General features: G+C 39.7%; 15 protein-coding genes and 1 tRNA gene. 13 read left to right on the plus strand and 3 right to left on the minus strand.

The genetic code is table 11. The annotated features are described in order from the left end of the window. Positions 1–6: 6 nt before the first annotated feature. From IW510_RS15215 to IW510_RS15230, 4 genes are all read left to right on the plus strand, one after another. The gene (locus tag IW510_RS15215) at positions 7–1,032 is read left to right on the plus strand and encodes an L-threonylcarbamoyladenylate synthase (RefSeq protein ID WP_202061094.1); all 1,026 of its coding nucleotides are present in this window, start codon (positions 7–9) and stop codon (positions 1,030–1,032) included. Between the two features lie 72 nt (positions 1,033–1,104). Then, positions 1,105–2,343 carry a serine hydroxymethyltransferase gene (glyA, locus tag IW510_RS15220; protein WP_202061095.1) on the plus strand — a complete coding sequence of 413 codons (1,239 nt, stop codon included), beginning with the start codon at positions 1,105–1,107 and terminating at the stop codon, positions 2,341–2,343. A gap of 970 nt (positions 2,344–3,313) precedes the next feature. Next, on the plus strand, positions 3,314–4,276 hold the full coding sequence (locus IW510_RS15225; RefSeq protein WP_202061096.1) for a helix-turn-helix domain-containing protein: 963 nt from the start codon (positions 3,314–3,316) through the stop codon (positions 4,274–4,276). A gap of 155 nt (positions 4,277–4,431) precedes the next feature. Then, the gene (locus tag IW510_RS15230) at positions 4,432–4,545 is read left to right on the plus strand and encodes a putative holin-like toxin (RefSeq protein WP_202061098.1); all 114 of its coding nucleotides are present in this window, start codon (positions 4,432–4,434) and stop codon (positions 4,543–4,545) included. Positions 4,546–4,744: 199 nt separating this feature from the next. Here the strand turns inward: IW510_RS15230 and IW510_RS15235 are convergent, their stop codons facing one another. Then, positions 4,745–5,527, minus strand: coding sequence for a sulfite exporter TauE/SafE family protein (locus IW510_RS15235; RefSeq protein WP_202061100.1), 783 nt, complete (start codon positions 5,525–5,527; stop codon positions 4,745–4,747). 169 nt (positions 5,528–5,696) lie between these two features. Here IW510_RS15235 and IW510_RS15240 point away from each other — a divergent pair, with 169 nt between their 5' ends. The 9 genes from IW510_RS15240 to IW510_RS15280 all read left to right on the plus strand — a co-directional run bounded on the left by IW510_RS15240 (position 5,697) and on the right by IW510_RS15280 (position 12,155). Continuing rightward, positions 5,697–6,491 (plus strand): PTS mannose/fructose/sorbose/N-acetylgalactosamine transporter subunit IIC, encoded by a 795-nt coding sequence (locus tag IW510_RS15240; RefSeq protein WP_202061102.1) that lies wholly within the window; start codon positions 5,697–5,699, stop codon positions 6,489–6,491. After that, positions 6,484–7,302, plus strand: coding sequence for a PTS system mannose/fructose/sorbose family transporter subunit IID (locus tag IW510_RS15245; RefSeq protein ID WP_202061104.1), 819 nt, complete (start codon positions 6,484–6,486; stop codon positions 7,300–7,302). The genes IW510_RS15240 and IW510_RS15245 overlap by 8 nt, the downstream gene beginning before the upstream one ends. Positions 7,303–7,418: 116 nt before the next feature. Continuing rightward, positions 7,419–7,895 (plus strand): PTS system mannose/fructose/N-acetylgalactosamine-transporter subunit IIB, encoded by a 477-nt coding sequence (locus IW510_RS15250; protein WP_202061106.1) that lies wholly within the window; start codon positions 7,419–7,421, stop codon positions 7,893–7,895. A 19-nt stretch (positions 7,896–7,914) separates the two neighbouring features. Further along, positions 7,915–8,796, plus strand: coding sequence for a MurR/RpiR family transcriptional regulator (locus IW510_RS15255; RefSeq protein ID WP_202061108.1), 882 nt, complete (start codon positions 7,915–7,917; stop codon positions 8,794–8,796). Further along, positions 8,771–9,670, plus strand: a complete 900-nt coding sequence (murQ, locus tag IW510_RS15260) for an N-acetylmuramic acid 6-phosphate etherase (RefSeq protein WP_202061110.1) — start codon at positions 8,771–8,773, stop codon at positions 9,668–9,670. Before IW510_RS15255 ends, murQ begins: the two co-directional genes overlap by 26 nt. After that, complete coding sequence (locus IW510_RS15265) at positions 9,671–10,651, plus strand: serine hydrolase domain-containing protein (protein WP_202061112.1); 981 nt, start codon at positions 9,671–9,673, stop codon at positions 10,649–10,651. A 19-nt stretch (positions 10,652–10,670) separates the two neighbouring features. After that, entirely contained in the window at positions 10,671–11,087 is a 417-nt protein-coding gene (locus IW510_RS15270) for a PTS sugar transporter subunit IIA (protein ID WP_202061114.1), read from the plus strand. Between the two features lie 184 nt (positions 11,088–11,271). Then, positions 11,272–11,901 carry a uracil phosphoribosyltransferase gene (gene upp / locus IW510_RS15275; RefSeq protein ID WP_202061116.1) on the plus strand — a complete coding sequence of 210 codons (630 nt, stop codon included), beginning with the start codon at positions 11,272–11,274 and terminating at the stop codon, positions 11,899–11,901. 181 nt (positions 11,902–12,082) lie between these two features. Beyond that, positions 12,083–12,155: transfer RNA gene (locus IW510_RS15280), tRNA-Thr, on the plus strand. Between the two features lie 108 nt (positions 12,156–12,263). On the opposite strand, the gene IW510_RS15285 is transcribed toward IW510_RS15280, so the two are convergent. Both IW510_RS15285 and IW510_RS15290 read right to left on the minus strand, forming a co-directional pair. Further along, positions 12,264–13,406 (minus strand): tyrosine-type recombinase/integrase, encoded by a 1,143-nt coding sequence (locus tag IW510_RS15285; protein ID WP_202061118.1) that lies wholly within the window; start codon positions 13,404–13,406, stop codon positions 12,264–12,266. Continuing rightward, the gene (locus IW510_RS15290) at positions 13,397–13,930 is read right to left on the minus strand and encodes an ImmA/IrrE family metallo-endopeptidase (protein WP_202061130.1); all 534 of its coding nucleotides are present in this window, start codon (positions 13,928–13,930) and stop codon (positions 13,397–13,399) included. The genes IW510_RS15285 and IW510_RS15290 overlap by 10 nt, the downstream gene beginning before the upstream one ends. Position 13,931: the final 1 nt, after the last annotated feature.

Genomic DNA, 13,931 nt, shown 5'->3' on the forward strand with positions numbered 1-13,931 from the left:
ATAAGCATGGAAACAAAACGATTTACAGCGAAGGATATCAAGGAAGCAGCTGCTTGTCTAAAGCAAGGTCAATTAGTTTCTTTTCCGACAGAGACAGTCTATGGTCTGGGCGCAAATGCCCTCTCAGAAGCTGCAGTCAAACAGGTCTATGAAGTAAAAGGACGACCAAGTGACAACCCGCTGATTGTTCACGTGAGTAGTCAAGAGATGATGGAAAACTATGTGGCAGAGCTTCCCGAAGAAGCCTGTCGTTTGATCGAGCACTTCTGGCCGGGACCTCTAACCTTAATCTTGCCGATGAAGGAGGGAACCTTTTCATCCGCCGTTACTGGTGGGCTCAATACGGTTGCCTTTCGAATGCCCGATAATCGTTTGACATTGGAGCTGATTAAAGAGGCGGATATTCCTTTAGTGGGACCAAGTGCGAACACGTCAGGAAAACCAAGTCCTACGACAGCAGATCATGTGTACCACGATTTACAGGGGAAAATTGCCGGTATTCTTGATGGTGGTGCTGCTGAAATTGGTGTGGAATCAACGGTGTTGGACCTAACAGATAAGCTGGCCGGTCCAACGATTTTACGACCTGGAGCAGTAACCAGAGAGGAATTGGCAAAGGTTATCGGTAACGTGTCAATGGATGGGCATTTACTAGGTGAGAAGGAAGTGCCAAAAGCGCCGGGGATGAAATACAAGCATTACTCTCCGGAAGTGCCGGTTTGGATTGTTCAAAATACACCTGAAAACTGGACTGAGGCTGTCGATTGGGCAGTGACGCAGAACCAACAGGTTGGTTTGTTTGCAGCTGAGAATATTCTGCAGCTGTTTAAAGAAAATCCCTCGGTTGTAGGCTATTCTTTTGGCGAGGATACGGTAGAACACGCAGCAAAGTATCTTTTTTCGGGACTTCGTGCGTTGGATGAAACAGCAGCAGAGATAATTTTTGCCCCGGCTTTTCCTGAAACGGGGTTAGGTGAAGCTTATATGAACCGGCTAAAGAAAGCTGCGAATCAAAATTTTTTCAAAAACTGAACGCTTTTTCAAGTAGTCCGGTATGAATTATGATACAATCGAAACAAGAAATTAAATGAGGTGTTGTCAACTATGAATTATCAAGAATTTGATCCAGAGGTTTGGGAAGCAATTGGAAAAGAAAAAGAACGTCAGGAAAACAATCTAGAGCTAATCGCTTCTGAAAATGTTGTTTCTGAAGGCGTGATGGCTGCTCAGGGAAGCATCCTGACGAACAAATATGCAGAAGGCTATCCAGGTCGCCGCTATTATGGTGGTTGCGAGTATGTCGATATCGTTGAAAATCTGGCGATTGATCGTGCGAAGGAATTGTTTGGCGCGGCATTTGCCAATGTACAGCCTCATTCCGGCTCACAGGCGAATACTGCAGCGTATCTATCATTGATTGAACCGGGCGATACAGTGATGGGAATGGATTTATCTGCAGGAGGACACTTGACTCACGGTTCACCCGTGAATTTCAGCGGGAAAACTTATAATTTTGTCAGCTATGGTGTTGATCCTGTAACTGAAGTAATTGATTACAATGTAGTACGCATCTTGGCAAGAGAGCATCAGCCAAAGCTGATTGTTGCCGGAGCAAGTGCGTATTCACGAACTATTGATTTTGAAAAATTTCGTGAAATTGCGGATGAAATTGGTGCGAAGCTGATGGTCGACATGGCGCATATCGCCGGACTGGTAGCGGCAGGTCTTCATCCGAACCCAGTACCGTTTGCTGACATTACAACATCTACGACCCATAAAACATTACGCGGCCCACGCGGCGGCTTGATTTTGACAAATGATGAAGAGTTGGCGAAGAAAATCAATAGCAACATCTTCCCTGGTATTCAAGGGGGACCGTTGGAGCATGTGATTGCGGGGAAAGCAGTTGCTTTCAAAGAAGCACTTAATCAGGATTTCAAGGATTACAGTGAGCAGGTTATTGAGAATGCAAAAGCAATGACAAAGGTATTCAATCAGGCTCCGGAAGCGCGTTTGATTAGCGGTGCAACAGATAATCACTTGCTGCTGATTGATGTGACTGGCTTTGGTTTAAACGGGAAAGAAGCCGAAGCATTGCTAGACACTGTGAATATCACGGTCAATAAAAACTCTATTCCATTTGAACAGCTTAGCCCTTTCAAAACAAGTGGTATCCGTATTGGGACACCGGCAATTACAACAAGAGGATTCAAAGAAGAGGACTCTGTCGAAGTGGCAAAATTGATTGTTAAAGCGTTGAATAACCATGAAGACGAAGCAGCCTTAGCACATGTAAAAGCTGCTGTTAAGGAACTGACACAAAAACATCCATTATATAAATAAGAAAAGGCCGGCTGTGATAACTATGTTATAGCCGTCCATGTAAAAAGATGCGTTGAAAGCTCTGCTTTCAACGCATCTTTTTTTGTAAAGTAAATCATTGTGTACCCCATCCTGTTTCACTTAAGGCGTACAGCTTCAAACCATCTGCTTTGTTATGAGAGCTGCAAATATCAAAGAAAGTCTGGTTATATGTTTCAATCAAAGACTGCTACTCCCGTTACATCCCTTGATTGTCTAATACAGAGTGCAAACTTTCTATTGACTCCTCACTGCGATACATAATGACTCCTTACTACTTGCATGTTTCGAGTCACTCAGCCAAAATTTATGAGGGGTTAAGGCTGGGTTCTCGATTGACTTATACAGTCAGTCTTCTCGTTGTTAACTATCAACCCTGTTTATTCATCATTTTCCCTTTTTTAAAAATTTCTTGTCTAATGAATCAGACAAGCCCATCAACAACATCAGATACAGCTTGATTTCTCTATTTTTGTGATTTTCTCCTATTCAGATACAGGCATAGATTCATGCAATTATTCAGATTCGGCACAACTTTATAGACAGTGTGGAAGAGTACCGAATGAATGTTTAATTATAGCTATGTTCTTTTTGGGTATATGGTCTGTGGTTATCTAATAGATTCTTTTATTTCTATCCTATAGTGTGATTGATAGGTGCATCTATTTTGTGTTTTTTGTTATCCTATCTTTTTGGGGGTGTACCAGAAAAGATAGAATCATTACTTTGTTGAAAAAAATTTTTGATAACATTATCTGAAAAAAACCACGTATATCAATAAATAAAGACTGTATCCTGAATAAAATATTATCAGACAATTGTATAACGGGAAAGACAAAAAAGGGAGAATGCTATTTTAACACAAGAATGTTCGGTTTTTTTTAGAAAGTGGGGAAGTCGGCATTTATTTGCGAAATCTTGTGTTATAATTTCACAAAAGGGAGGAATTATAATGAATGTTGGTGAAGCATTAAAGTTTATTCGGCAAAAAAAAGGGTACAAGCAACGGGAAATGACAACAGAGTATATTGACCGGTCTGCTTATTCCAGAATAGAAAATGGAACGCGCTCCATTCGAATCAATGATTTACAGGAGATATTGAATAAGCTGTCCATCCAAGCCGGAGAGTTTTTCAGCTATGCGAACCTTAATAAAGATTACAATCAACAGGAGTTTCGAAACACGTATTACTACTGTAGAAGTCATCCGGAAGACGAACAGAAAAAGAAAAAATTGTTGGGGTATTATGGTAAGGCGCTGTCAAAAGAGGAGAAGAGCTTAAGAGATATCAGCAATTACATCTCAATAAAAAATGGATTTTGTCAGCTTTGGGATGAAGTGGACGCAATTACACAGGAAGAAATTCAGATGATTTATGAATTTCTGATTGATAAAGAATATTATTTCCTGTATGACTATATTATCATCTGTAATCTTATTTTTCAGTTTAATGAGGCTCAGGCAGATGCACTCATTATGAAGGCTATCCCTGTTGAGGATGCAGAGCTGCGTGATTTTGAAACGAAACAGATTGCACACAATGCAGTGCTTAATCTGGTTACAGGACGAATATATGAAGGAAAGTTTGATGAGGCACGAAAGTATATTGGCTTGGCAGAAGAACAGGTTAAATCATTCAATGATTATAGTAGTAAAATGCATCTTTATTATACCGCAAACCTGTTAGAGTATATTGTGAGTGGAAAACCGGAGTACTACTACAAAATTATTAACTACATCAATTTGTTGAAGGACCTTGGCGAGGAGTTGTATGCCTCTGAGCTGTCAAATGAAGTGCAGACATTGACGCATGGCAATCCGAAGGAAGAAATTCGTAACCATAATTTTTCAGCCAGTCTGACCTATGATATTAATGCCGATACTAGCGGAAATTCAACTGATGAAAAGGAATAGAAGCTATTTTGATGACGGCCAAGTATTGAAAATAACTATTGTTTGATTCAACTATGTTCTACTATAAGAGTAGAAAAGTTTATGGCGGTGGCTACTTCTGGAGGAGGTGGTGCTTATGTATGTAAGTGCTAAATCTATGAAAGGAGAAAGCCGTTTTGTCAGCATTAGAGACAATTCAGCTACTAATCAGCTTTAGCATGTTTGCTATTGCATTAGTACGCTTGGTTGTTGACTTGCTTAAAAAGGACAAAAAAAATAACCGTCGATAAACTTTGGCGAGTTTTTCGGTTATTTTTTTAGATAATTAAACTTTAGCCACCGTCTTAAGCGGTTCTACATAAGAGGGATATGTTAGCGCATATCTCTCTTTTCGTTTTTATTGTAGCATACTTTTTTGAAAAAATACAGTTGATGGTCCACAGGTCAGTAAACCATCAACTGTAAGTTTATTCCTAGTTGTATTCCTACTTAAACAAGAACAGAAACTAAATTGTAGCCGTTGATACATAAGACGAGGATAACAATAGCACTATAGATTTTTTTCACTTGCTCATCCTCCATGCGGCTACTCAATAACCCTCCGCAATAGCCACCTAATAAAGCTGCTGGAATAACTGCCCAAAGAATAGATAAATCATATACCTGAAAACCCGTGGAAACACCGATTGCTGTCAATTTTGCAATTTGTGAAAAGAAAATGGTGATGATGGAATAAACGGTGGATTGTTTGATATCCATACCGAAAAGAAATGTCAGTGCTGCGACATTGATAGGGCCGCCGCCAATTCCTAGAAATGTAGAAATTAGTCCTAGGGCAAGTCCTGTTAGAAGATAAATGAGGATGCCGGACAGTTCATATTGCTTCTTTCCACGCTGGTTATACCAAAGGACAAGAATCAGAGTGAGAATCATGATTATATTTTGAATCATTTGTACTTGGTCGTCGGAGCCAAAGCTATGTAGAAGAAGACTCAACAGCTGATCCCCTATTATGCCCCCGATTAATGATCCCAATGAAATGCTTAACGCTTGTCTAAAATTAATTTTAATACCGCTTTTCAGCTGTTTGTACGTAGAGGAAAGTGACATAGTAAAGACTGCAACACTTGAATAGAAGGCGATGGCACTTAACGAATGCAGGCCAATAAGATCCAACACAGGTTTAATGATTACGCCGCCGCCCATTCCGGAAATTGCTCCTATAGTGTTGGATAAAAAGATTGTAATAAAGTAAATAATAATAACATTCATACGGCTTCTCCTTTTCATTTAGTAGCTATCCCTTTTTATTATAGCATGAAATGATAAATAAGAAATGATATTTCATGAAAATATATTTTTGATTACATATTGAAATTTCGTTTCTTAGGTGTTATAGTGGAACTACCAAATAGAAAACGTATTCAAGGAGGAAATAACGATGGAAATGTCATTTGGTATTATTCTTATTTTGTGTTTGTATACGGCAGTAGGGGTTCTGGATCAAATATCTATTCAGATTGGTCCATATACACCCTTATTCGCTGCAACCATCACAGGTTTGGTCATGGGAGATTTACAAACTGGTCTGATGATCGGTGCGACACTCCAATTGATGACACTAGGTGTGGCAACGTATGGAGGAGCTACAGTTCCGGATTTTCTTTCCGGTGCCATTATGGGAACAGCCTATGCAATCCTGTCAGGCAAAGGAGCTGAATATGGGATTGGTGTCGCCGTCCCAATTGGTCTTTTACTGACGCAGCTGGATATTTTGGGAAGAATGACGAATACTTTCTTCCAGCATAAGGCAGATCGTTATGCTGCTGAAGGAAACTACAAAGGCGTTGAGCGTTGTAATGTCTTGGGGATATTCCCCTGGACGCTGTCACGAATTATCCCGGTGTTCATTGGTTTGGCATTTGGTGAGCAGGTTGTAAATGTTATTAATGAAATGATTCCGGTCTGGGTCATGAATGGCTTGAAGGCTGCCGGTGCGATTCTACCGGCAATGGGGATTGCGATTTTGATGAGATATCTGCCAATCAAAAAATATTGGCCGTATTTCATTATTGGCTTCGTGCTGATGGCTTATTTTGCAGAGTTCTTCTCAGTATTGGGTGTTGCATTAGTTGGTTTGGCATTAGCTGCTCTTTATGTTATGAATCAAAACAATCGTCCTGTAGCAGCTTCCGTTGTTTATGAAGATGATGAGGAGGTAGAGATTGATGACTGAGAAATTAACAAAGAAGGATATAAACAAAGTATTTGTCCGTAATCTGTTCGGCCTTCAGTGGGGTTGGAATTATGAAAAAATGCAAGGTTTAGGCTACTGTTATGTCATTATGCCTGCATTGAAAAGATTTTATAAGGACGATCCGGAAAAAATGAAAAAGGCGCTTCAGACACATTTGGGCTTCTTTAATACAACGCCGGCGATGTCAAATCTGATTGTTGGTGCCAATATGGCGTTGGAAGAAGAAATCGGACCGGAAGATGATACAGCCATTACGGGCTTGAAGACGGGGCTGATGGGACCGTTTGCGGGTGTTGGTGATACCGTATTTATTGCTATCTATCGCGCGATTGTCTTTTCAATTGCTGCTTATATGGCTCAAGGAGGGCAGGCGTTAGGGCTGCTGATTCCATTGATTGCCGGCAGTGCGGTTATCTGGGTACGGTATAAGTTTACACATATGGGGTATATTCAAGGCAAACGGTTGGCGACAGAATTTGCAGATAAAATGAAAATGTTTACAGATGCCGCAGCGATTTTAGGATTAACCGTGGTTGGCGGGTTGATTCCGGCGGTTATCAATTATAAACTAGATATAACATATAAAATGGGTGAGGTAACCCTATCTGTTCAGGAAATGCTGGATAAAATCTTACCGGCACTTGTTCCGCTGTCAATTGTAGGTCTTTCCTACTGGCTGTTAGGCAAGAAAAAAATGAATTCGACACGCTTAATCTTTGTCTTGATTCTTTTAGGAATGCTTTTAGGGAATTTACAGGGAATCTTTGAGTGGATTGGTGGTCTATTCTAAACAGATTTTTGGAAAATATCCTTTATTCTTAATGAGATAAATGAATACAGAGAATAGAGTGAAGGCTTGTAAAATAGGTAAATAATCAGTTAGATAAAGTGAAAGGAAGTTTTAATATGCCAATTATTCATGCACGTGTAGATGAGAGATTGATTCATGGACAAGTAGCAACGGTTTGGACAAATACAGTAGGGGCACAAAGAATTATGGTCGTAAATGACTCTGCTGTGAAGGACCAAATGCAAATAGCTGCTTTGAAGATGGCAAAACCGGCAGGTGTAAAGCTGTCAATTTTATCAAAAAGAAAAGCAGTAGAGAAAATTCTGGCTGGAAACTATGATGAAGAAAAGGTTTTTCTAATTACAAAGGACATCCCCGATATGGCACATCTAATTGAAAATGGCGTGCCCCTATCAGCCTTCAACGTAGGAAATATTTCTCAGAAGAATGGCAGCAAGGCAATCAAAAAATCAGTGGCATTAACAGACGAGGACATCACCAGTATTCGAAAGCTGGTTGAAGGCGGTACAACCATTACCGCTCAAATGGTTCCTTCGGAGTCAGATGAGTCAATTTTGAATTTTATTAAATAAATAAACGGGAGGTCCGGCAATGGATGCAGAAACATTGATTCGGCAAAACTATAAGAAATTTTCAAAGGTCAATAAAAGGATAGCTGATTTCATTTTGAAGAACCCTTCGGAGGTTTTGAAAATGACGGCCAGTGAGATTGCAGCAAAGAGCCAGACCTCTCCGGCTTCGGTCACTCGATTTGCTCGCTCCGTTGATTTTGACGGATTGGATGAATTGAAGCTTTCGATAGCTTCTAAGCAAGGGGATCAGAAGAATAAAAAAAACTTAGATCCGATCATCTCCAAAGACGATTCAATTGAAGAGCTGTGTGAGAAGGTTGCCTTATTATTAGGAACAACAGTAAATGATTTGATGTATTCTCTGGATAAACAACAGGTGGCTCAGGCGATTCAGGCAATTAAGGGTGCAGAAACAATTTATCTTTTAGGGATTGGGGCATCTTCGCTGACCGCCTATAACCTCTACCATAAATTCAATCGTGCAGGAAGAAAAGCAATGTTTAATTTTGATCCGCATATGAATCTGGAATTCATGAATTATTCAACAACGGCTGATGTCGTGATCGCTGTTTCATATAGCGGATATACGAAAGAGGTTCTGCTGGCCTGTGAGATTGCTCAGAGAAATCAGACCCCAATCATTTTCATTACCAGAAATGATGAGGAACGAATTCAAAAAATCAGTAACATGTTGCTGCTTGTACCGGATAATGAGCACCTGGTTCGAGTAGGGGCAATTTCTTCCATCGCTTCGTCTATGGCTGTCGGAGATATTCTCTATCTTGGCTCTATTCAAGATAGAATTGAAGAAGATATCCAGGAAAGAATGATCGAGACAAATACATTAGTGAATCGATTGAAAGAAGGGAAACACGATGGAAATAACAAAATTGACAACTGAAAGCAGAAATACACATAGTCAGAATATCGACCAGCTGAGTACACTGGAAATGATAAAAGTTATCAATGAGGAAGACAAGAAAGTGGCAGAGGCTGTTGAACGTGTATTGCCTGATATTGCATTGGCAATCGATGCAATGACAGAACGATTCTTAGCAGATGGACGACTAATCTACTGTGGCGCAGGGACCTCAGGGCGATTGGGGGCATTGGATGCGATTGAGCTGACACCAACCTATAGTGTTTCTCCGCAGAAAGCATTTGGCATTTTGGCAGGTGGGAAAGAAGCAATGTTCTCAGCAATTGAAGGGGCAGAAGACTCTAAGGAACTGGCTGTTGAGGATTTGAAAAAAATGGACTTAAGTGAAAAGGATGTTGTCATAGCCTTGGCAGCAAGCGGAAGAACGCCTTATGCCATCTCAGCCATTGAATATGGGAATGAGGTTGGCGCGTTGACCATTTCAGTTACATGTAATGATAAGGGGGCGATGAATCAGCTTGCTCAGGTTGGAATCGCCGCTGTGGTAGGTCCGGAAGTAATCACTGGCTCGACGCGGATGAAATCGGGCTCTGCTCAGAAAATGGTGTTAAACATGCTGTCAACAGGGGTTATGATTAAAAGCGGAAAAGTCTATCAGAATCTGATGGTCAATGTCCAGCCGACCAATTTGAAGCTGATTCAGCGTTCTATTTCGATTATTCAGGAAGCAACAGGTGTCGATGCTGCGAAAGCGGAGGATTACTTAACACGTGCGGACAATCATGTAGCAGCTGCAATCGTCATGCTTGAAACTGGAAAAAGCTTCAGTGAAAGTATACAGGCATTGGATGAAAAGGATGGGCGCATTTCAGCTGTTATCAAGGCTTGGGCATAAATGAATCAAGAACTGATTTCTAATAAAATCAATCATTTAATTCAACGGAAGATTATTTCCGGTGCGTCATGGTCCTTCATTTCTGAAGGAAAGTCTGAAAATTATTATGCCGGTGTGATGGGCGCCTATTCCCCATTTTCTGAAATGAAAATCAAAGAGAGGCTTTTCTATGATTTAGCTTCCTTAACAAAAGTCATAGGAACAACCACACGAATACTGCAATTGATTGATGACGGAACATTGAATTTTACTACAAACGTTAACAAGATTATTCCTGATTTTAGTCATCTTGAAATAACTATTGGTGATTTATTGCTGCATCGAGGCGGTTTTCCTGCTGATTTTTTGACGAAGGAGAAAGAGCTGCTTACTCCGGATTTTCTCTACACATATTTTAGAAACTATCCTGTAAGAGAAGCGGCGTCCACTGTTTATTCAGATATTGGTTTTCTTTTGCTAGGACTTATTATCCAAGCGGTGGATAATTGTTCATTAGAACAGAGTTTCCAAAAAAATATTTTTCGCCCTTTAGGAATGCGTGATACCAGTTATTTCCTGCTTAATCCTGAGCGAGCGCTTCCTACCGAGCAAACGCTGGAAAGAGGAACGATTCAAGGGACAGTACACGATTCAAAGGCGTACAAAATGAATACAGAGATAGGCAGTGCAGGACTTTTTTCAACATTGGAAGATATCAATTTATTTGTATCTGCCTATCTAGCAAACGATGATAGGTTGTTTCATCAAGCGCTTTTTGCTAAAGTGAAGAGTACCGAAGTAGCAGGAAGAACCTACGGCTGGGAACAAAAAAGAGGCTGCAATGGGCCCTATTTATTTCACACAGGGTTTACGGGAACGTCAATTGGGATGAATCTGGAGGAAAAAATCGGTTTTGTTTTATTGACGAACCGCATTCATCCAAGCCGTGATGAGAAGGGATTTATAAAGGCTAGAGCAGCTCTTTACACAAATTATTTTTAAACAGGGGAGTATAAAAAGGATGAAACCAAAACTGATTTTGATGAGTCATGGAAATATGGCTTATGAAACCTTACAATCTGCCAGGATGATTGCCGGTGATTTGGCAGCTGCGGAGGTCGTGTCAATGGAAGAGCACGATGGCTTAGCTGGTACACAGAAGAAGCTCACCGCACTATTGGATAAGCTTGGAGAGGAAGAGGTGCTGATTCTTGCTGATTTGAAGGGCGGTACACCATGTAATGCTGCGATGATGGAAATGGGCATGCGAGAAAATATACGGGTGATGTCCGGCTTGAATCTGGCATTAGTGATAGAAGCGGCACTTTCTCCAATAGAAGACATTGATGCACTAGTCGCTTATCTTTTACCAATCGGCAAAGATGCAGTAGCGGCGATTGAATTGCCTGAGTTGGATGATGATGAGTATGAGGAATAAATGACTAGTTTTTGTAGTATATCAAGCACTCAAAGCGGGACAGTCTTTGGGTGCTTTTTCCTTTAGCTGATAGTGATAAAATAAGAATCTTTTCTTATTTTATCATTTCTTGTGTGATTAGCTAGCCAAGCACACATTTTTGTTTTACAATAGTACAAGAAAATGAATAGTAAGGAGACTGAACATGGGAAAATTTCAAGTAATTGATCATCCATTGATCCAGCACAAACTGACAATCATTAGAGATAAGGATTGCGGGACTAAAGTATTTCGTGAGGTAGTAAACGAAATTGCCATGCTGATGGCTTATGAAGTATCCAGAGATATGCCTTTAGAGGACATTGTGATTGAAACACCGATGGGACCAACGACTCAAAAAACGTTGTCTGGGAAAAAAGTAGCGATTGTTCCTATTTTGAGAGCCGGAATCGGAATGGTTGATGGTATCTTGGAATTAATTCCGGCAGCCAAAGTTGGGCACGTTGGATTATACCGTGACCATGAAACGTTAGAGCCTGTTGAATACTTTGTTAAGATGCCTGAAGATATTGATGCAAGACAGCTATTTGTTGTCGATCCAATGCTTGCGACAGGCGGATCAGCAATTATGGCTATCGATTCATTGAAGGAACGCGGCGGCAGCAACATCAAATTTGTCTGTTTAGTTGCAGCTCCTGAAGGTGTGAAGGCGTTACAGGAAGCACATCCTGATATCGACATCTATACAGCAGCACTAGATGAAAAGCTGAATGAAGATGGCTACATCGTTCCAGGCTTGGGCGATGCAGGAGATCGTCTATTTGGTACAAAATAATAAATGAGATACAGCCGGTACAGAGAGGGAAACAACCTTTCTTACTGGCTGTTTTTTTGATGAGGGAAGTCAGATTCTCTTGCTGAAACACTCATTTTGCTGGAATAGTGCTGTTAAAAAATTAGCTAGGAACATTGCTTTACAATTTTTTGAAAGAGTCTTATAATAATTTCAGTCAGAGGCCAGCTTAGCTCAGTTGGTAGAGCAACGCACTCGTAACGCGTAGGTCGTAGGTTCGATCCCTATAGCTGGCATACCTTGAACCCTTGATACACAAGGGTTCTTTTATTTGTCCGAAAAACAGCCTGAGAAAAATTTGCCTAAATTTGCCTACTTATTAAAAGTTAGTAAAAAGAAACGTGTTATATTATGTCGTCAAGCTTATCACTCATTGACCTTTGAGCGTTAGGATATAAATGACCGTAGGTGTCTATTGTAGTAGTTATAGAAGCGTGTCCTAATCGCTGCTTAATCTTTGTGGGTTCTTCGTTGTTGTGGATCAATAAAGCAACATGAGAATGTCTAAAGTCATGAAGTCTAATAGGTTTTATGTCTAGCTCGTTCTGTAAAATAATTTTTTTGATCTGTTTACTAAAAAAACCACTAGACGGATGTTTTTCACTATATTGAAATACAAGAAGTTTCTCACTATCAAAGCTTTGAAAATGATCAATAAGGTACTGCTGTTGTTTATTCTTCCAGTCATTCAATGCAGTTAAAAGATTTTTGTTGATCGTTATATACCTATTGCTGTTCTTTGTTTTTGGTTCGGTGGTAACGTATTCGCCTTTAATCTGAGTAGCACTTTTATTAACTCTGATTTCCGATCTAGTGAAATCAATATCATTCCATGATAAAGCAATCATTTCGCCCGCTCGCATACCTGTAAGAAAAGCCACCTGATAAAATAAACTAAGAAATGGCTTATCCTCTTTATCAATTCCTGACAAGAAAATTTTGAACTCTTCTACAGTCCAAAAACTCATATCCTTTTTTTGAATTTTCAATTTTTCGATTCTTAAGCAAGGATTGCTGTTTGTGAATCCTTCTCGGATAGCTATCTGAAACAGCTTATTTATGTGTAAAAGTATCATGTTGATTGTGTTGTGAGAAAGCCTATCCTTTTTTTCTCCTTTGAAACTCAATAAGTGATTTTGAAAATCTCTTATCTGAGTGAATTTTATTTTTGAAATAGCTGTATCTTTAAAATAGGGCTCTACATATACCTTGAAAATCCGTTCCTGACTTTTGATGTAAGAGGGCTTAAGGTTCTTAGTGTGTCGTTCTTCATAAAACTCATAAATATCAGTAAGCGATAGATTTGAAGGAGTATCAAGCTTGTTTTCATGATGTAGTCTTAGATATTTCGCCTCTAGCTTTTGTGCTTGCTGTTTTGTCCTAACTTTTTTTCCTGAAACTCTAATCCGACGTTGCTTTTTCGTTATTGGGTCAATGCCTAGAGATACATCAACCTTATAACCGTTTGTTTTCTTATTTATTGCCATAAAATCACCTCAAAAATACGAACATATGTTCTTTGTTTGTCAAAAAAATGAGCTATCGTACTGTGATAGTATTTCAAGCCTACTATATTAGGATCAATGTTAAAGTATACTGCCAGTTCCTTATGATTCATATTTTCAATATAAATAGCTTCCTCTTCAAGAATCTTATCAGGTAATAAGAGTTCACAAGCGAAAGTGTCCGCCTCTTGTTCGATCTTTCCGGTAAAAGCGATAGTGCTGAGACTCATTTTAAAGATGTTTAAATTCTTATGTAAAAAGTAGTGTCCAAGTTCGTGAGCTATCACTCTATCAAGCGCTCTTTCGTCCTCTATGTTCTCGTTGATGTGAATAATGTAGTAATTACTATAATACTGTAGAAAGCCGCTAACATTGCCTAAATCAGATTTTAATACCAATATACCTAAGTATTCCGCAATGGCTACAGGATCGTTAGTATTATAAAAATCAACAATCCTAGCAGCTTCTTCTTTTATTCTTCTATTTATCCCCTTGATACGCTCCACC

The sequence above is a fragment of the Enterococcus sp. BWR-S5 genome, from assembly GCF_016745255.1.
Taxonomy (GTDB): domain Bacteria; phylum Bacillota; class Bacilli; order Lactobacillales; family Enterococcaceae; genus Enterococcus_L.

Excerpts from the sequence above, each read along its gene's own strand:
- IW510_RS15215 (WP_202061094.1), top strand. The coding sequence starts at position 7 with ATGGAAACAAAACGATTTACAGCGAAGGATATCAAGGAAGCAGCTGCT.
- glyA (WP_202061095.1), top strand. The coding sequence starts at position 1,105 with ATGAATTATCAAGAATTTGATCCAGAGGTTTGGGAAGCAATTGGAAAA.
- IW510_RS15225 (WP_202061096.1), top strand. The coding sequence starts at position 3,314 with ATGAATGTTGGTGAAGCATTAAAGTTTATTCGGCAAAAAAAAGGGTAC.
- IW510_RS15235 (WP_202061100.1), bottom strand. The coding sequence starts at position 5,527 with ATGAATGTTATTATTATTTACTTTATTACAATCTTTTTATCCAACACT.
- IW510_RS15240 (WP_202061102.1), top strand. The coding sequence starts at position 5,697 with ATGGAAATGTCATTTGGTATTATTCTTATTTTGTGTTTGTATACGGCA.
- IW510_RS15245 (WP_202061104.1), top strand. The coding sequence starts at position 6,484 with ATGACTGAGAAATTAACAAAGAAGGATATAAACAAAGTATTTGTCCGT.
- IW510_RS15250 (WP_202061106.1), top strand. The coding sequence starts at position 7,419 with ATGCCAATTATTCATGCACGTGTAGATGAGAGATTGATTCATGGACAA.
- IW510_RS15255 (WP_202061108.1), top strand. The coding sequence starts at position 7,915 with ATGGATGCAGAAACATTGATTCGGCAAAACTATAAGAAATTTTCAAAG.
- murQ (WP_202061110.1), top strand. The coding sequence starts at position 8,771 with ATGGAAATAACAAAATTGACAACTGAAAGCAGAAATACACATAGTCAG.
- IW510_RS15265 (WP_202061112.1), top strand. The coding sequence starts at position 9,671 with ATGAATCAAGAACTGATTTCTAATAAAATCAATCATTTAATTCAACGG.
- IW510_RS15270 (WP_202061114.1), top strand. The coding sequence starts at position 10,671 with ATGAAACCAAAACTGATTTTGATGAGTCATGGAAATATGGCTTATGAA.
- upp (WP_202061116.1), top strand. The coding sequence starts at position 11,272 with ATGGGAAAATTTCAAGTAATTGATCATCCATTGATCCAGCACAAACTG.
- IW510_RS15285 (WP_202061118.1), bottom strand. The coding sequence starts at position 13,406 with ATGGCAATAAATAAGAAAACAAACGGTTATAAGGTTGATGTATCTCTA.